Annotated in this window: 18 protein-coding genes; 10 read left to right on the forward strand and 8 right to left on the reverse strand. The window is 70.1% G+C overall.

The window, feature by feature from the left end:
- Positions 1 to 347: 347 nt before the first annotated feature.
- The 4 genes from prcA to dop all read right to left on the reverse strand — a co-directional run bounded on the left by prcA (position 348) and on the right by dop (position 3,785).
- Complete coding sequence (prcA, locus tag O6P37_RS18095; protein ID WP_269895378.1) at positions 348 to 1,106, reverse strand: proteasome subunit alpha; 759 nt, start codon at positions 1,104 to 1,106, stop codon at positions 348 to 350.
- Positions 1,103 to 2,005 (reverse strand): proteasome subunit beta, encoded by a 903-nt coding sequence (gene prcB, locus O6P37_RS18100; RefSeq protein WP_408633197.1) that lies wholly within the window; start codon positions 2,003 to 2,005, stop codon positions 1,103 to 1,105. The genes prcA and prcB overlap by 4 nt, the downstream gene beginning before the upstream one ends.
- Entirely contained in the window at positions 2,002 to 2,196 is a 195-nt protein-coding gene (locus O6P37_RS18105; protein WP_264010673.1) for a ubiquitin-like protein Pup, read from the reverse strand. The genes prcB and O6P37_RS18105 overlap by 4 nt, the downstream gene beginning before the upstream one ends.
- 92 nt (positions 2,197 to 2,288) lie before the next feature.
- Positions 2,289 to 3,785, reverse strand: a complete 1,497-nt coding sequence (gene dop / locus O6P37_RS18110; RefSeq protein WP_269895379.1) for a depupylase/deamidase Dop — start codon at positions 3,783 to 3,785, stop codon at positions 2,289 to 2,291.
- A gap of 75 nt (positions 3,786 to 3,860) precedes the next feature.
- Between dop and O6P37_RS18115 the strand changes: the two genes are divergently transcribed.
- The gene (locus tag O6P37_RS18115) at positions 3,861 to 4,550 is read left to right on the forward strand and encodes a response regulator transcription factor (protein ID WP_269895380.1); all 690 of its coding nucleotides are present in this window, start codon (positions 3,861 to 3,863) and stop codon (positions 4,548 to 4,550) included.
- Here O6P37_RS18115 and O6P37_RS18120 read toward each other — a convergent pair.
- Entirely contained in the window at positions 4,511 to 5,911 is a 1,401-nt protein-coding gene (locus O6P37_RS18120) for a sensor histidine kinase (protein ID WP_269895381.1), read from the reverse strand. The two genes, O6P37_RS18115 and O6P37_RS18120, sit on opposite strands and share 40 nt — an antisense overlap.
- Before the next feature lie 53 nt (positions 5,912 to 5,964).
- Between O6P37_RS18120 and O6P37_RS18125 the strand changes: the two genes are divergently transcribed.
- Positions 5,965 to 7,119 (forward strand): hypothetical protein, encoded by a 1,155-nt coding sequence (locus tag O6P37_RS18125; protein ID WP_269895382.1) that lies wholly within the window; start codon positions 5,965 to 5,967, stop codon positions 7,117 to 7,119.
- Here O6P37_RS18125 and O6P37_RS18130 read toward each other — a convergent pair.
- On the reverse strand, positions 7,067 to 7,657 hold the full coding sequence (locus O6P37_RS18130; protein ID WP_269895383.1) for a TetR/AcrR family transcriptional regulator: 591 nt from the start codon (positions 7,655 to 7,657) through the stop codon (positions 7,067 to 7,069). The genes O6P37_RS18125 and O6P37_RS18130 overlap by 53 nt on opposite strands.
- 49 nt (positions 7,658 to 7,706) lie before the next feature.
- On the opposite strand from O6P37_RS18130, the gene O6P37_RS18135 reads away from it, so the two are divergent.
- Positions 7,707 to 8,888, forward strand: a complete 1,182-nt coding sequence (locus O6P37_RS18135) for a DUF418 domain-containing protein (RefSeq protein WP_269895384.1) — start codon at positions 7,707 to 7,709, stop codon at positions 8,886 to 8,888.
- Positions 8,889 to 8,940: 52 nt separating this feature from the next.
- Positions 8,941 to 10,095, forward strand: coding sequence for a hypothetical protein (locus tag O6P37_RS18140; RefSeq protein WP_269895385.1), 1,155 nt, complete (start codon positions 8,941 to 8,943; stop codon positions 10,093 to 10,095).
- Positions 10,096 to 10,152: 57 nt separating this feature from the next.
- Here the strand turns inward: O6P37_RS18140 and arc are convergent, their stop codons facing one another.
- Positions 10,153 to 11,991: a proteasome ATPase gene (arc, locus tag O6P37_RS18145; RefSeq protein ID WP_264010679.1), complete on the reverse strand. Its 1,839-nt coding sequence runs from the start codon at positions 11,989 to 11,991 to the stop codon at positions 10,153 to 10,155.
- Positions 11,992 to 12,162: 171 nt separating this feature from the next.
- On the opposite strand from arc, the gene O6P37_RS18150 reads away from it, so the two are divergent.
- Genes O6P37_RS18150 through O6P37_RS18160 form a run of 3 tightly spaced genes read left to right on the forward strand, consistent with a single transcriptional unit; the run spans position 12,163 to position 13,456 of the window.
- Positions 12,163 to 12,615 carry a hypothetical protein gene (locus tag O6P37_RS18150; protein WP_332909802.1) on the forward strand — a complete coding sequence of 151 codons (453 nt, stop codon included), beginning with the start codon at positions 12,163 to 12,165 and terminating at the stop codon, positions 12,613 to 12,615.
- 47 nt (positions 12,616 to 12,662) lie between these two features.
- Positions 12,663 to 13,151: a hypothetical protein gene (locus O6P37_RS18155; RefSeq protein ID WP_269895387.1), complete on the forward strand. Its 489-nt coding sequence runs from the start codon at positions 12,663 to 12,665 to the stop codon at positions 13,149 to 13,151.
- Between the two features lie 8 nt (positions 13,152 to 13,159).
- On the forward strand, positions 13,160 to 13,456 hold the full coding sequence (locus tag O6P37_RS18160) for a DUF503 domain-containing protein (RefSeq protein ID WP_264010682.1): 297 nt from the start codon (positions 13,160 to 13,162) through the stop codon (positions 13,454 to 13,456).
- Here O6P37_RS18160 and O6P37_RS18165 read toward each other — a convergent pair whose 3' ends face one another.
- Positions 13,457 to 14,290, reverse strand: a complete 834-nt coding sequence (locus O6P37_RS18165) for a tRNA (adenine-N1)-methyltransferase (RefSeq protein WP_264010683.1) — start codon at positions 14,288 to 14,290, stop codon at positions 13,457 to 13,459. It abuts the gene before it with no gap.
- A gap of 75 nt (positions 14,291 to 14,365) precedes the next feature.
- Between O6P37_RS18165 and O6P37_RS18170 the strand changes: the two genes are divergently transcribed.
- The 3 genes from O6P37_RS18170 to O6P37_RS18180 are packed head-to-tail and all read left to right on the forward strand — an operon-like array spanning position 14,366 to position 16,547.
- The gene (locus O6P37_RS18170) at positions 14,366 to 15,244 is read left to right on the forward strand and encodes a RecB family exonuclease (RefSeq protein ID WP_269895388.1); all 879 of its coding nucleotides are present in this window, start codon (positions 14,366 to 14,368) and stop codon (positions 15,242 to 15,244) included.
- Positions 15,241 to 16,038: a thioesterase family protein gene (locus O6P37_RS18175; protein ID WP_269895389.1), complete on the forward strand. Its 798-nt coding sequence runs from the start codon at positions 15,241 to 15,243 to the stop codon at positions 16,036 to 16,038. Before O6P37_RS18170 ends, O6P37_RS18175 begins: the two co-directional genes overlap by 4 nt.
- Positions 16,035 to 16,547 carry a DinB family protein gene (locus O6P37_RS18180; protein WP_269895390.1) on the forward strand — a complete coding sequence of 171 codons (513 nt, stop codon included), beginning with the start codon at positions 16,035 to 16,037 and terminating at the stop codon, positions 16,545 to 16,547. The genes O6P37_RS18175 and O6P37_RS18180 overlap by 4 nt, the downstream gene beginning before the upstream one ends.
- The last annotated feature ends 86 nt before the right edge of the window (positions 16,548 to 16,633 follow it).

Raw genomic sequence — 16,633 nt, forward strand, 5'->3', positions numbered from 1 at the left:
TCAACTCGGACACGCGCGCGAACGTTTCAGACTTCGCGCAACGGATATGCTGAACGCAACCGGATTAACGGCAGCGGCGACGACTTGGGTTTACGCCACGCGCTGCCACTCGATCATCAGTAGACCGGTCACACGCTCGCACCTCATCGGACCCGGTGCCCTACGGCAACGGATTCGAGATATGTCCGCGAACAGCAACAGCGCCACCGGCCTGCACTACGACACGCAAGACCTGGCCGACCTCTTCGAGCGCGCCGCCCGCACGATCGCCGAATCGGTGGAACTCCGCAACAGAGCCCAGGCGATACGGAGTACCAGGCGGGCCACCTGCCCCCCCGTGAGGTGAGCTAATCCGCGGGCTTGTCCCCGGACTCGGCGCCACCGGCGTCGGCCTGGCCGGCCTCGGGCAGCAGCGCCTCCAGTGCCGCACCGGTGATCCGCCGGAACGCACGACGGGGCCGGTTCGCATCCAGGATCGCGACCTCCAGCGTCGACACCCCGAGCGTGCGGGCCTCGCTGCCGTTGCCGCCCGCGCCCGCACTCAGCGCCGCCACCGCGATCTTCACGGCGTCGCCCAGCTCGGCGTTCTCCGTGTACGAATCGTTGAGCGCCGTCAGGATCGGCTCGGTGGTACCGCCCATCACGACGAAATGCGGTTCGTCGGCGATGGAGCCGTCATAGGTGATCCGGTAGAGCTCCGGCGCCTTGGTCTCGCCGTAGTGCGCCACCTCGGCGACGCACAGCTCCACCTCGTACGGCTTGGCCTGCTCGGTGAAGATGGTGCCCAGCGTCTGGGCGTACACGTTCGCCAGCTGGCGGCCGGTCACGTCGCGGCGCGAGTACGCGTAGCCCTGCGTGTCGGCGAACCGGATGCCGCCGCTGCGCATCGTGTTGAACTCGTTGAACCGGCCGACCGCCGCGAAGCCCACCCGGTCGTAGAGCTCGCTGACCTTCTGCAGTGACCGCGACGGGTTCTCGGCGACGAACAGCACACCGCCCGCGTAGGCCAGCGCGACCACGCTGCGGCCCCGGGAGATGCCTTTGCGCGCCAGCTCCGAACGTTCGCGCATCGCCTGTTCGGGCGAGATGAAATAGGGGAAGCTCACGAATCTGTACCTCGCGGCGCATGCGCATCGGGGCCGAAGGTATCGGCGCGGGAACGACTCTGGATGACTTCGCGAGCCAGTGTGGCGATGTGGTCCTGGCTCACTTCTTCGGCGCCGTCGGCGCTGAGGACCACCGCTGTCGGATAGATGCCGCGCACGAGATCCGGCCCGCCGGTGGCGGAGTCGTCGTCAGCCGCGTCGTACAGCGCCTCGATGGCCACGCGCAGCGCCGAATCGGCGTCCTGCACCTGCCCGTACAGCTTCTTGATCGCGGACTTGGCGAACAGCGAGCCGGAACCGACGGACTGGTAGCCCTCCTCCTCGATGTTCCAGCCACCCGCCGCGTCGAAGGACACGATCCGCCCGGCGCCCTGAGGGTCGGGATCGTCGAGATCGAATCCGGCGAGCAGCGGCAACGCGATGAAGCCCTGCAGTGCCGCGCCGAGATTGCCGCGCACCATGGTCGCCAGCCGGTTGACCTTGCCGGGGAACGTCAGCGGGACGCCCTCGATCTTCTCGTAGTGCTCGAGTTCGACGGCGTACAACCGGGCGAACTCCACCGCGATGGCCGCGGTGCCCGCGATCCCGGTGGCCGTGTAATCGTCGGTGATGTACACCTTCTGCACGTCACGACTGGCGATCATGTTGCCCTGCGTGGCACGCCGGTCGCCGGCCATCACCACGCCGCCGGGGAACTTCAGCGCGACGATCGTCGTGCCGTGCGGCACCGCGTCCGTGACCCGCCCGACGTGCTCCGCACCACCGCCGAACGGCAGCAGATGGGGCGCCTGCCTGCGCAGCATGTCAGAGAACGACGACAGGTCCACCGGTACGGCGGGTGCCCCAGGGGTCGGGAGTGCGAATCGGGCGAAGGCCTGGTGATCGTGCGGCCAGGTCACTGTCCGCCCTTCTGGACGTACGCACGCACGAAGTCTTCGGCGTTCTCCTCCAGGACGTCGTCGATCTCGTCCAGCAGGTCGTCGGTCTCCTCGGTCAGCTTCTCGCGACGCTCCTGGCCGGCGGCCGTGCTGCCGGTGACGTCATCGTCCTCACCGCCACCACCGCCGCGCTTGGTCTGCTCCTGAGCCATCGCTGCCTCCTGCACATGTCATCGGTGAACGAAGCCGCGCACCGGTTCTTTCACATTACCGGTCCGAATCCCGATTGCCCGGGATAGCCGGATCAGTTGGTGAGCTGCGCTACCAGTTCGGCGGCGCTGTCCACCGAGTCCAGCAACGCTCCGACATGGGCCTTGCTGCCCCGCAGCGGCTCCAGCGTCGGGATCCGGACCAGTGAATCGCCGCCCAGATCGAAGATCACCGAGTCCCAGCTGGCCGCGGCGATGTCGGCGCCGAACCGGCGCAGGCACTCTCCGCGGAAGTACGCCCGGGTGTCGGTCGGCGGGTTGTCCACGGCGTCGATCACCTGCTGCTCGGTGACCAGTCGCTTCATCGACCCGCGGGCCACCAGCCGGTTGTAAAGACCCTTGTCGAGTCGCACGTCGGAGTACTGCAGGTCGACCAGGTGCAGGCGCGGCGCCGACCAGCTGAGGTTCTCGCGGTTGCGGAAGCCCTCCAGCAGCCGGAGCTTGGCCGGCCAGTCCAGGATCTCGGCGCACTCCATCGGGTCGCGCTCGAGCAGGTCGAGCACCTCGGCCCAGGTCTCCACGACATGGGACGCCCGCGGATCGGGGTCGCGCGAGTCCACCATCTTGGCCACCCGGTCCAGGTAGATGCGTTGCATCGCAAGGGCGGTGAGTTCGCGGCCGTCGGCCAGTGCGACGGTGGCCCGCAGCGACGGGTCACGGCTGATCACGTGGACGGCGTGCACCGGCCTCGCCAGCGCGAGGTCGGTGAGGTCGACGCCCTCCTCGATCAGGTCGAGCACCAGGGACGCGGTGCCGACCTTGAGGTAGGTGGACGTCTCGGCCAGGTTCGCGTCGCCGATGATGACGTGCAGCCTGCGGTACTTGTCGGCGTCGGCGTGCGGCTCGTCGCGGGTGTTGATGATGCCGCGCTTGAGCGTGGTCTCCAGGCCGACCTCGACCTCGATGTAGTCGGCGCGCTGGGTGAGCTGGAAGCCCGGCTCGTCGCCCGCGGCGCCGATGCCGACCCGTCCGGACCCGGTGACCACCTGCCGCGACACCAGGAACGGCGTGAACCCGGCGATGACCGCCGAGAACGGCGTCTGACGGCTCATCAGGTAGTTCTCGTGCGACCCGTACGAGGCGCCCTTGCCGTCGACGTTGTTCTTGTACAGCTGCAGCTTGGCCGCACCCGGGACGCTCGCCACGTGCCGCGCGGCGGCCTCCATCACCCGCTCGCCGGCCTTGTCCCAGATCACCGCGTCCATCGGGTCGGTCACCTCGGGCGCCGAGTACTCCGGATGGGCGTGATCGACGTAGAGCCTGGCGCCGTTGGTGAGGATCATGTTGGCGGCGCCCACCTCGTCGGCGTCGACCACCGGCGGTGGCCCGGCCGAGCGGCTCAGGTCGAACCCGCGGGCGTCGCGCAGCGGGGACTCCACCTCGTAGTCCCACCGGGTGCGCTTGGCGCGCTGGATGCCTGCGGCGGCGGCGTAGGCCAGCACGGCCTGCGTGGACGTGAGGATCGGATTCGCGGTCGGATCAGACGGCGAGGAGATGCCGTACTCGACCTCCGTTCCGATGATCCGTTGCATGCCGTCAGCCTAGGCGACGGCCGCGAGGCGGCGGTGACCGACGGTGGCGGGGCCGGCTGCCGGGATACTGGGACGGTGCGGGTTCTGATCGTCGAAGACGAGCGCCGGCTGGCGGCGACGCTCGCCGCCGGCCTGGCCGCCGAGGGCTTCACGACCGTCGAGGCCTTCGACGGGGTGGACGGTCTGCGGCGGGCGTGCGAGGAGCAGTTCGACGTCGTGGTGCTCGACATCATGCTGCCCGGACTGTCGGGCTACGAGGTGCTGCGGCGGATGCGGCGCCACGGCGTGTGGACGCCGGTGATGATGCTGACCGCCAAGGACGGCGAGTACGACCAGACCGACGCGTTCGACCTCGGCGCCGACGACTACCTGACCAAGCCGTTCTCGTTCGCCGTGCTAGTGGCCCGGCTGCGGGCGCTCAACCGGCGCAGCGCGGTGCAACGACCGAAGGTGCTCACCGCGGGCACCCTGACGCTCGACCCGGTGCGCCGGGTGGTGATGCGCAACCGGACGCCGATCCCGCTGACCCCGCGCGAGTACGGCCTGCTCGAATTCCTGATGCGCCACCCCGACACCGCACTCGCCAAGACGACGATCCTGCACAGCGTGTGGGACGCGCAATACGACGGCCCCGACAACGTGGTGGAGGTCTACGTCGGCTACCTGCGCCGCAAGATCGACGTGCCGTTCGGCGCCAACAGCATCAAGACGATCCGCGGTGTCGGCTACCGGCTCGACTCCGGCGCCGTCGACAGCGCCAGCTGAACGGTCAGCACCGACCCGCCGCCGGGACGCTCGCCGAACGACACCGCGCCGGCGTGGGCGGTGACGATCTCCTTGACGATCGCCAGTCCCAGCCCGGCGCCGCCACCGGTGCGGGACCGGTCCGGGTCGAGCCGGACGAATCTGTCGAACACCCGGGCCCGCTCGTGGGGCGGCACTCCCGGCCCGTCGTCGGCCACCGTCAGCACGGCCGCGCCTGCGGCGGCGCGCACGGTGACGTCGACCCGGTTCGACGCATGCCGGGCCGCGTTGTCGAGCACGTTGCGCACCACGCGCGACAGCGCGGCGCGGTCGCCGAGCAAGCGGACCGGCGCCAGATCGCTGTGCACGACCGGACCGGAGCGCCCCGCCACGGCGTCGACCTCGGCAGCGACGAGGTCGTCGAGGTCGACGTCCTCCCGGCGCAGCACCAGCCCGCGCTCGTCGGCCCGGGCCAGCAGCAGCAGGTCCTCGATGAGCGCCTGCATCCGGTGCGCCTCGGGCAGCAGCGTCTTTGTGGCCAGGGGGCCCAGCAGGTCCGGGTGGGCGGCCGCCACCTCCAGCGCCGAGACGATGGTGGCCAGCGGGCTGCGCAACTCGTGGGAGGCGTCGCCGACGAACCGCTGCTGGGCGGCGTGACCGGCCTCAATCCGCGCCAGCATCTCATTCATCGTCACCGCGAGCGCGGCGATCTCGTCGCGGCTGTCCGGCACGGGCACCCGCTCGGTCAGGTCCGAGGTGGTGATGGCGTCGACCCGGCCGCGGATCGCCTCCACCGACCGCATCGACCGGCGCACCAGCAGGTACGTCGCCGCCGCGGACACCGCGATCACGATGGGCGCCGAGACCGCGAGCGCGATGATCACCGCCCGGACGGTCGACTCCACGACGTGGCTGCCCTCACCGACCAGCACGGTGTGGCTGCCGCCGGGCCCGTCGTAGGTGCCCGCGCTGAACCGGATCGGCCCGTACGGCGACGCGTGCTCGGGCATGCCGATCCGCACCACGTCACCGATCTCGCCGATCGGGATCAGCGGGGTGTCAGGCGCGGCCTGCGACCGCCGCACCACCACGCCGTCGGTGGTGAGGATCTGCACCGCGAGGATCCGTTCGTCGGTGTCGAGCAGCCCGGGATCGAGCCGGTCGACGCCGTCGGTGCGCAGGGCCGAGGCGATCTCGCCGAGCCGCTCGGCCGCGGCGCTGTCCACGTCGGCCAGCAGCGTCCGGTACAGCACCGCGGCCAGTCCGGCGCCCGACAACGTCAACGCCACGAACACCACCGCGGCGGCGACGAACGACGAGCGCGCCGAGATGCCCCACCGGGTCCGCGGCAGGACGCGGTCTGCGGGGGCCGGCGTATCCACCGGTCCATCATTACCGCTGCCGCGCGGGAAGGGATCGCGCACAATGGTGCGCTGTGTCCGACGAGCGGCAGGTCCACGAGTGGTTCCTGCAGCGAGGGCTGCCGCTGGTGCTCACCCGGCGGGTGCGTTCACGCCGGTTGATCGAGCGGTCCGCCCCCATGGTCTCCGGGCTCGGCGCCGTCACCGCCCTGATGCTTTCGGCGGCCGAACTCACCGACGGTGATCCCGATCTCGGCTACGTGCTGAGGCTCGGTCTGATCGCCGCGGCACTCGTCGTGGCGCCGTTCGTGATGAACATGCTGCGTCGCACCGTCACCCGCCTCGGCCTGGCGGGACGGCGTTCGGCGGCAGTGCTGGTGATGGCGATCTTCGTCGCCGTCATGCCGGTCGCCGTCAACGGCTGGTCGGCGGAGGCGCTGGCCGAGGCGCCGGTCTTCCTGCTGCTGTCCCTGCTCGCGATCTGGCTGACCTATGTCGGCTTCGGCTCGATCGCGCTGTGGGCGTTCCGCTTCGCGTTCCTGCAGCTGGGAGCGCTGGGCACCTTGATGAGCCGCGCCCTGCCGTTCCTGATGCTGACCGTGGTGGTGTACTTCACCGGCGAACTGTGGCAGCTGTCGGCACGGGTGACGCGGGAGCGGCTGTGGGAGACCATCGCGTTCCTCGCGCTGGTGGCGATCCTGTTCATGGTCACCACCATTCGCGACGAGGTGCGATCCCTGCGGGAGGAGCGCGCCGAGGAGCAGAATCCGAACGAACTGCTGGCGGGCACCCCACTGGCCGTCACGCCCGGGCACCAGCCGCCGCGCACCTCGCTGTCCCGCGGCGAGCGGGTCAACGTCGTCGCGATCATGCTGGTGGCTCAGGCGATCCAGGTGGTGTTCTTCACCGCGGGCCTGTTCGCGTTCTTCCTGGCCCTCGGAGTGATCGCCATCCCCGACGAGGTGACCGTGCTGTGGTCCGCCGAGGAGGTCTGCGCAGAAGGTCAACCACCCTGCGCCGGAACGTGGTTCGGCATCGCCCTGCCGGTGCCGCAGACGGTGGTGCACATGTCGCTGTTCGTGTCCGTGCTGTCCGGGCTGTACTTCACCGTCAGCACCAGTGTCGATCCGCTCTACCGGGAGCGGTTCTTCGATCCGCTGATCGCCGACGTCGCCGTCAGCCTCGCCGGTCGCGACGCCTACCTCGAGCGGGAGGCCGCGCAGGGCTGAGCAGGCGGGCGACGTGGCCTCGCACGATGCGCTCGGCCAGCTCGGCGCTGACGCGGCCCGGTTCCACGGCCACCGAACAGGCCAGACCGTCGAGCAGCGCGAGCAGTTCCACCGCCGCCGCCCGGTCGTCGACACCGGCGTCGGCGAGCACGCCGGCCAGGTGGTCCTCGAGCGCCCGCCACTCGCGGCGGTGGCGCGCCGCGGTGCCCTCGTCGACCGCGGCGCGGGCCAGGCGCAGCAACCAGATCACACTGACGTCGCGATCATCGGCGCTGACCAGCGCGACGGCCAGTTCGGCGCACAACTGTGCCGGGGAGAGCCCCGCCGGCAGCCGGTCGGCCAGCCGGTCGCGGAACCGCTGCGCGGCCCGGTCCATCGCCGCGTCGAGCATCGCGTCGCGGGTCGGGAAGTGATGCTGCACAGCACCGATCGACACCCCGGCGACCGCGGCGACCTTGCGCACGGAGACTCCCTCGAAGCCCTCGGCGAGCAGGGCGCGCAGCACCGCGTCGACCATGCGCTCGTAGGGTGCGCTCACGCGCCCATCATACCGGCGCCAATACGATCGTATGGTACGTTCGGCAGCCATGGCAGCAGTGCGCTACCCGGCCCTCGATGTGCTGCGCGGGATCGCGATCCTGGGCACGCTGGGCACCAACATCTGGATCTTCACCCATCCGCAGGGATTGATCGGCTATCTCAGCGGGACTCCCGACAGTGGTTGGCGGCCGGTGGAACTCGTCCTTCAGTGGCTCACCCAGGGGAAGTTCCTCGGTCTTCTCACGGTGATGTTCGGGATCGGACTGGCGCTGCAGCAGGCGTCGGCACGCCGATCCGGCCTGGCGTGGCCCGGCAGCTACCCGTGGCGGGCCGCGCTGCTGCTCATCGACGGCATCGCCCACTTCGTGCTGATGACCGAGTTCGACGTGCTGATGGGCTACGCCGTCACCGGGTGGATCGTCGCCTATCTGCTGGTGACCGCCCCGCGTGTGCAGTGGCGGGTGATCGCCAGCGCGACGGCGGTGCACATGACGATGCTCGCCGCGATCACCGCTGCTGTCGCCTTTGCTCCCCGCACCGACGGCGGGCCGTCAATGCTCGACCCCAACCCCTACGCCGACGGATCCTGGTGGGACCTGGTGATCTTCCGCCTCGACCACGCGTGGCTGTTCCGGCTCGAGACCGTGCTGATCTTCCCGCTGTCCATTGCGCTGTTCCTGCTCGGCGCACGATTGTTCGACGCGGGTGTGCTCGATGAGCGGGGCGCGAGGCTGCGCCGCCGCCTGATGATCGCCGGCTTCGGCGTCGCCCTTCCACTCGACTTCGCTCTTGAACTCGGCGTCCCCGGCGGCGCCGGACTGCTGGCCTCCCGCTACGGCACCGCACCCGTGGTCGCCCTCGGGGTCCTCGCCCTCGTCGCGGAGTACTACCACCGCAGGCCCGACCGTGCGCGCAGCATCGCCGGTCGCCGGCTCTCCGAGGTGGGCCGGATGGCATTGTCCAGCTACGTGCTGCAGAACCTCGTGGCCTCGGTGCTGTGCTACGGCTGGGGTCTCGGCCTGGCGGCGGCGACACCGGCTGAGCACCGCGTGCCGGTCACCATCGCGATCTACGTCGTGGTGACCGCCATCGTCATGACGTTCGCCCACCTGTGGTTGCGCCGGTACGACCGCGGCCCGGTGGAGTGGCTGTGGAACACCACCTACCGGGCCGTCACCGTGCGCAGCGGCACGGCGGCCGAGAGGAAGCCGCGGCCCGCCCACCGGTGACCGATCGTGACTTCAGTCCGCATGCCGGCGCGGGTCCGTGGAAGGTTGTCCCATGACGTCCGGTGAATCGAACGCGCCCACGACCGTCGACCGCGTCGCGGCCGAGAACTGGTTCCTCAGGAAGGGCGTGCCCTCGGTGCTGACCCGGCGGGAGCGGTGGCGCCGGGTGTGGTCGCGGTCGGCGCCCGCCCTCGCCGGCGTGGCGGCGTTGCAGATCGCCGTGCTCGCGCTCACCCTCGGCACGGGCTCGCCGGAGATCCACATCGACACCACCGCCTCGACGCGGAGCTGGGTCGGCATCGTCGTCCTGGTGGTCACGGTGCCGGCCATGGCGCTGACCGGATACGCCGTCTCCCGCCTGGCCTCCGACCGGACCCGTCGCCATGCGGCCGGCGCGTCGGTTCTCGTCGTGCTGGCCGCCGGGCTCTTCGACGGCAACACGAACATGGTCGACGATGTGGTGTCGACGGCGCTGCTCGTCGGCTTCGTGATCCTCCTCACCGGGCTCGGAGTGGGATCGGTGCTGGCGTGGGCGCTCCGGCTGACCGCCTCGCACCTGGCGTCCATCGCGACGCTCGCCGCACGTGCCCTGCCGGTGGTGCTGCTGACGGTCCTGGTGTTCTTCAACGGCGCGATCTGGGGCATGGCCTCCACCATCGGTCGCGACCGGATGTGGCTGATCGTGGGGTTCATGTCGCTGATCGCCGTCGCCTTCCTGCTGACCGGGCTGTGGGAGCGGGTCAAACCGATGCTGGCGCAGTCAGGGACGACCGAGGCGGCCGCCGCGGGCCTGGCGGGGACCCCGTTCGAGTCGATGCCCGATCCGCCGGATCCGCCGCCGCTGCGGCGGGGTGAGCGGATCAACGTCCTGTTCGTCGTCGCGGCATCCCAGGTCACCCAGGTGCTGGCGGTGGCCGTCGCCACGACCCTGATCTTCCTCGGGCTGGCGCTGCTGGTGCTGAGCCCGCCGCTGCTCGACGAATGGACCCGGCACAACACCGGGAACGCCGTCATCCTCGACGCGACCATCCCGCTGCCTCAGGCGCTGGTTCACGTGCTGATGTTCCTGGGCGCGTTGACCTTCATGTACGTCAGTGCCCGGGCCGTCGGCGACGGCGAATACCGCACGGAGTTCCTCGACCCACTGGTCGAGGACCTGCGGACCACCGTCACCGCCCGCAACCGCTACCGCAGCCACGGGGACTGACGCGATGCGAGAGGCCTCCGCAGCGCACTGCGGAGGCCCCTCGTCGGTGTTCGGCGGCTACAGGTACTGGCCGAGATTCGACTCCGTGTCGATGGCCCTGCTTGCGCTCGACGACTTGCCGGTGACCAGCGTGCGGATGTAGACGATCCGCTCGCCCTTCTTGCCCGAGATACGGGCCCAGTCATCGGGATTCGTCGTGTTCGGCAGATCCTCGTTCTCGGCGAACTCGTCGACGATCGAGTCGAGCAGGTGCTGGATGCGCAGGCCCTTCTGGCCCGTCTCCAGCACCGACTTGATCGCGTTCTTCTTCGCCCGGTCGACGACGTTCTGGATCATGGCGCCGGAGTTGAAGTCCTTGAAGTACATGACTTCCTTGTCACCGTTGGCGTAGGTGACCTCCAGGAACCGGTTGTCGTCGATCTCGGCGTACATCCGGTCGACGACCTTCTCGATCATCGCCTTGATGGTCAGCGAACGGTCGCCGCTGAACTCGGCGAGATCGTCGTCGTTGATCGGCAGTTCCTCGGTCAGGTACTTGCTGAAGATGTCCTGAGCCGACTCGGCGTCCGGCCGCTCGATCTTGATCTTGACGTCCAGGCGGCCGGGCCGCAGGATCGCCGGGTCGATCATGTCCTCGCGGTTGGAGGCGCCGATCACGATGACGTTCTCCAGGCCCTCGACGCCGTCGATCTCCGAGAGCAGCTGTGGCACCACGGTGGTCTCCACGTCGGAGCTCACGCCGGTGCCGCGGGTGCGGAAGATGGAGTCCATCTCGTCGAAGAACACGATCACCGGTGTGCCCTCGGACGCCTTCTCGCGCGCCCGCTGGAAGATCAGCCGGATGTGGCGTTCGGTCTCGCCGACGAACTTGTTGAGCAGCTCGGGGCCCTTGATGTTGAGGAAGTAGGACTTCGCCTCGCGCGCGTCGTCGCCACGCACCTCGGCCATCTTCTTGGCCAGCGAGTTGGCCACCGCCTTGGCGATCAGCGTCTTGCCGCAACCGGGCGGACCGTAGAGCAGCACACCCTTGGGCGGTCGCAGCGAGTACTCCCGGTAGAGCTCCTTGTGCAGGAACGGCAGCTCCACCGCGTCGCGGATCTGCTCGATCTGACGGCCGAGGCCACCAATGTCGTTGTAGCTGACGTCGGGCACCTCCTCGAGCACCAGGTCCTCGACCTCGGCCTTGGGGATGCGCTCGAAGGCGTAGCCGGCCTTGGTGTCGACCAGCAGCGAGTCACCGGGCCGCAGCCTGCGCGGCCGGTTGTCGTTGTCGTTGTCGATGTCGGCGTCGGGATCATCCGGCAGGTGCTCGGCGGCCACCAGCGGTTCGGCCAGCCACACGATGCGCTCCTCGTCGGCATGACCGACGACCAGCGCCCGGTGTCCGTCGGAGAGGATCTCGCGCAGCGTGCTGATCTCGCCGACCGACTCGAACGTGCCCGCCTCGACGACGGTCAGCGCCTCGTTCAGGCGGACCGTCTGGCCCTGCTTGAGTCCCTCGGTCTCGATGTTCGGCGAGCAGGTCAGGCGCATCTTGCGGCCGGAGGTGAACACGTCGACCGTGTCGTCGTCGTGTGTCCCCAGCAGCACGCCGTAACCGCTCGGCGGCTGCCCCAGCCGGTCGACCTCCTCGCGCAGCGCCAGCAACTGCTGACGGGCCTCCTTGAGGGTCTCCATCAGCTTGGCGTTGCGTGCGGCGAGCGAGTCGATCCGGGCTTCGAGCTGATGGACGTCACGCGCGGTGCGCAGCCCGCTCTGCGGGCCCACAGCGTTCTCCAGCTGCTCGCGCAGCAGCGCGGCCTCTCGGCGCAGCTGTTCCAATTCGGCAGCATCATCGCTGGACATCGGGGTCCCGAAACCGTCCGAGAAGGCTTCCGAACGATCTGACTCACTCATACCGAACTCCCTCCCGCACCGAATATTGGTGCAGTAACAACTTCAACGCTACCGGCGATTCAGCCTTTGTGTGCGGTGTAGCAATGGGACACACCAGCATCACTGTTAACGTAAGAAAGCGTTGGACCCTTCGAAAGGACAGTTGTGATCCTGAAAACCCTCGTAACCGGCATGGCAGCGGCCGCCGTTGTCGGAGCCGCCGCGGTGGGTGTGACCTCGATTGCATCCCCTGCGATCTCGTCCGCTTCCCCCGTCGCGTTCGGCGCGCCGGTGCCCACCGCACCCGCGCCGGAGATCACCGGTGAGATCACCCAGACGGTCAACGCCCTCGGCTCCGGCGGTTCCTTCCGCGGCAAGTCGCCCTACATCCAGGGCCTGGGCCGGTTCACCGGCAAGGGCGCCGAGATCAAGTACAACGACGCGGTGGCGAAGGGCTACCTGCCGCTGAGCGCCACCGTCGCCACCCCCGATCTCAACGGAAACCTGGCGACGGCGAACGTCACCGCGACGCTGGCCAACGGTCAGGTCCGCTCGATGCCGCTCTCGTTCGTGCGCGGCCCGAGCCCCACCGGCTGGCAGCTGTCGAGCCAGTCGCTGTTCGCCCTCGGCGACCTGGTGGGCTGACGATCCGCCGTACAAGCACCGTCATCTCGAGCGCCGTCACCATCCTGGTGGCGGCGTTCGGGCTTGTCGGGTGCAGTGCCGACGCCCCACAGCCTGCGCCGGCCCCACCGGCGCGCAGCACACCCGCAGGCCCGCCGCCGGCCCCGGTGGCCGCGCCGCTGCCGCCCCCCAGCGCTCTGACCGATGTGCTCTACCGCCTGGCCGACGTGAACGTGCCCGGCGCCGAGAAGACCACATTCGTCGAAGAGGCCACCAACGCCGACACCGAGGCCCTCGACCGCTTCGGCCGGGCGCTGACCGACAACGGCTACCACCCGATGACCTTCGACGCCGCCGACCTGGCCTGGTCGGAGTCCGACCCCGGCAACGTCACCGCGACGGTGATCGCCAGGACCCCCGCGGGACGGGAGGGCGGCGACTTCACCTTCCCGATGGAGTTCGCGCGCACGCCCGACGGCGGCTGGCAGCTCACCCACGAGACCGCCGAACTGCTCTTCGCACTGAACGCGCCCGCCGCGCCTGCGCCGCCGCGCTGAGGCCGCTCATGTGGATCGGCTGGCTCGAATTCGACCTGCTCCTCGGCGACGTCCGTTCGCTCAAGCAGAAGCGGTCCGCGGTGCGGCCGGTGATCGCAGAATTGGCCCGCAGGTTCGGCGTGTCGGCCGCCGAGGTCGGCTCCCAGGAACTGCACCGGCGGGCCGCCGTGGGCGTGGCGATGGTCGCGGCGGACCGGGCGCACGTGGTCGAGGTGCTCGACGCCGCCGAGCGGCTGGTGGCGGCACGGCCCGAACTGGAACTGCTGTCGGTCCGGCGCGGCCTGCGCCGCAGCACCGACGAGTGATCAGGTCCCGAGCTGCCGCTTGCGGCGCAGCGGCATCGGCGCCACGGCGCCCGGCGCGAGCCGGCGCGCGCTGATCAGGAACGCGGTGTGGCCGCGCATGGTGTGCTGCGGGCGGACCGCCAGACCCACCACGTACCAGCCGCGCTGCATGCTCTCCCACGCCCGCGGCTCGGTCCAGCACTGCTGCTCGCGCAGCGCCTCCACCGCCCGCGAGAGCTGCGTGACGGTCGCGACGTAGATCATCAGCACCCCGCCGGGCACCAGATTGCGCGACACCGTGTCGAGCACCTCCCACGGCGAGAGCATGTCCAGCACCACCCGGTCGACCTCCGGACCGGAGTAGTCGTTCACGTCGGCGATCACCAGGTCCCAGTTGGGCGGGCGCTCACCGAAGAAGGTGACGACGTTGCGCTCGGCGTGCACGGCATGGTCGTCGCGGACGTCGTAGGACGACACGTGACCGCCGGGGCCGACGGCCCGCAACAGCGAGCAGGTCAGCGCGCCCGAACCCGCGCCCGCTTCGAGCACCCGTGCGCCGGGGAAGATGTCCCCCTCGTGCACGATCTGGGCGGCGTCCTTCGGGTAGATCACCTGCGCCCCGCGCGGCATGGACATCACGTAGTCGACCAGGAGGGGGCGCAGCACCAGGAACTGGTCACCGCTCGTCGACTTCACCACGCTGCCCTCGGGCAGCCCGACCACGGAGTCGAGCGCGATGATCCCGCGGTGGGTGTGGAACTCGCGGCCGGGCTCGAGCAGCATCGTGTAGTGCCTGCCCTTGGCGTCGGTGAGCTGCACGCGGTCGCCGACAGCGAAGGGACCGGTGCGGCGCATAGCCGTCAAGCCTGCCAGGGGACGCGCCGCCGCGGGTGCGCGGGGTTGTCGGGGGGCCGTCCTAGGCTGCTGTGCGTGAGCAGCGAACGGGGTGGTGTGCGGCGGCCCGCGCTGTCCCCCTCGCGGGCCAGCGATTTCAAGCAGTGCCCGCTGCTGTACCGGTTCCGGGCCATCGACCGCCTCCCGGAGCCCACCTCTCCCGCGCAGCTGCGGGGTTCGGTCGCCCACGCCGCGCTCGAACAGCTGTACTCCCTGCCCGCCGAGCAGCGGGGCCACGACACCGCGCTGGCACTCGTCGGTCCCGCATGGGACCGCGTGGTGGCCGAACACCCCGACCTCGTCGCCGACGTCGACCCCGCGGTGCGCACGGCGCTGATCGACGAGGTGCGCAAGCTGCTGTCGGGCTACTACCGCCTCGAGGACCCGACCCGGTTCGACCCGCAGTCCTGCGAGCAGCGCGTCGAGGTGGAACTCGCCGACGGCACCCTGCTGCGGGGATTCGTCGACCGCATCGACGTCGCCGCCACCGGCGAGCTGCGGGTGGTCGACTACAAGACCGGCAAGGCGCCGCCGGAGGCCCGCACGCTGGCCGAGGCGAAGGCGCTGTTCCAGATGAAGTTCTACGCCGTCGCACTGCTGCGGTCCCGCGGCGTGCTCCCGGCCCGGCTGCGGCTGCTCTACCTGGCCGACGGACAGGTGCTCGACTACTCCCCCGACGCCGACGAGCTGCTGCGTTTCGAGCGCACGCTGTCGGCGATGTGGCGGGCGATCCAGGCGGCGGGCGCCTCGGGCGATTTCCGGCCCAAGCCGTCGCGGCTGTGCGACTGGTGCGCCCATCACGCGCACTGCCCGGCGTTCGGCGGCACGCCACCGCCCTACCCCGGCTGGCCCACCGTGATCGACGACGGCGACCCCGACGCGGTGCTGCAGACGGCGGCGGAGCCCGCTGCGTGATCGACTGCCTCTACCGCCGCCTGCCCGGCGGCGGGCCCGCCGGTGAGCGCTTCGAATCCACCGACGGCACCCGCAGCAACTGGGCCGCCGACATCCAGCACGGCTCGCCGCCGCTGGCGCTGATGACCCGCGCCATCGAGGACCTGGCGGCAGGCACGCCGCTGCGGATCGGCCGGCTCAGCCTCGACATCCTCGGCGCCATCCCGGTCGCGCCGGTGACGGTGCGCAGCAGGGTGTCCCGGCCGGGCACCCGGATCTCGATGATGGTGGCCGAGATGACCGCCGCCGCACCCGACGGCTCCGAACGTGCGGTGGCCCGCGTGACCGCCTGGCTGCTGGCCACCAGCGACACCCGCGAGGTGGCAACCGACCGGTATCCACCGCTCGTCGAGGGCGCGGCGATACCGGTGCCGCACAGCTGGGAGGGCGCACAGGGCTACCTCGAGACGGTCAGGTGGCGCAGGCAGCCCAGCGCCGGCGGCGATGCCGCGGTGGCCTGGCTCAGCCCGCTGGTGCCGCTGATCGACGACGAGGAGACGACGGCGGTGCAGCGGCTGGCGATGGTCGTCGACTCCGCCAACGGGGCGGGCGCCGCGCTGGACCCCGAACGGTTCATGTTCATGAACACCGACACCACCGTCCACCTGCACCGCCTGCCGAGCGGGTCGAACTTCGCGCTACGGGCGCGCGGTTCGATCGGTCCGGACGGTGTCGGCGTCACCACGGCGGAGATCTTCGACCGGCAGGGGTTCGTCGGCACCAGCGCGCAGACACTGTTGGTGCAGCGCCGGTGAGCGCGGATCTGCGGTGGCAGTTCGACCTGGTGTGGGCGCTGGCCGAGGTGCACCTCGACGCCTTGGTCGATGCCGATTTCCTGTGGCAGCCGAGCGAACTGGTGTGGACCGTGCGACCGGAAGACGATGGCCGCTGGCGCCCCGACTGGGCGGACACCGAGCCCGACCCGATCCCGGTTCCCACGATCGCGTGGCTCACCTGGCACATCGACTGGTGGTGGTCGGTGACGCTGGCACACGCGCGCGGCGAGACCGCGCCGGAGCGCACCGACGTGACGTGGCCCGGTTCCGGGTCGGCGGCGGTGACGCGGTTACGCGAGCTGGCAGGGCAGTGGCGGGCACTGCTGGAGGAGCTGAGCACGCAGGACCTGCACCGGCCGTCCACCTTCCCCTGGGGCGCCGACGCCGGCCGCACCATGGCCCACACCGTGCTGTGGGTGAATGTCGAACTGACCAAGAACATCTCGGAGATCGGTCAGTTGCGGCTGCTGCGCGCCGCAACCAGCTGACGGCGGCCCGCCGCCGATCCGCCGAACGTGAGCTTGTTTCTCAAAAGTCGCCCGATCATCGCCATCTTGCTCACGTTCGGCGTACG

The sequence above is a fragment of the Mycobacterium hippophais genome (assembly GCF_027529605.1).
GTDB lineage: Bacteria > Actinomycetota > Actinomycetes > Mycobacteriales > Mycobacteriaceae > Mycobacterium > Mycobacterium arseniciresistens.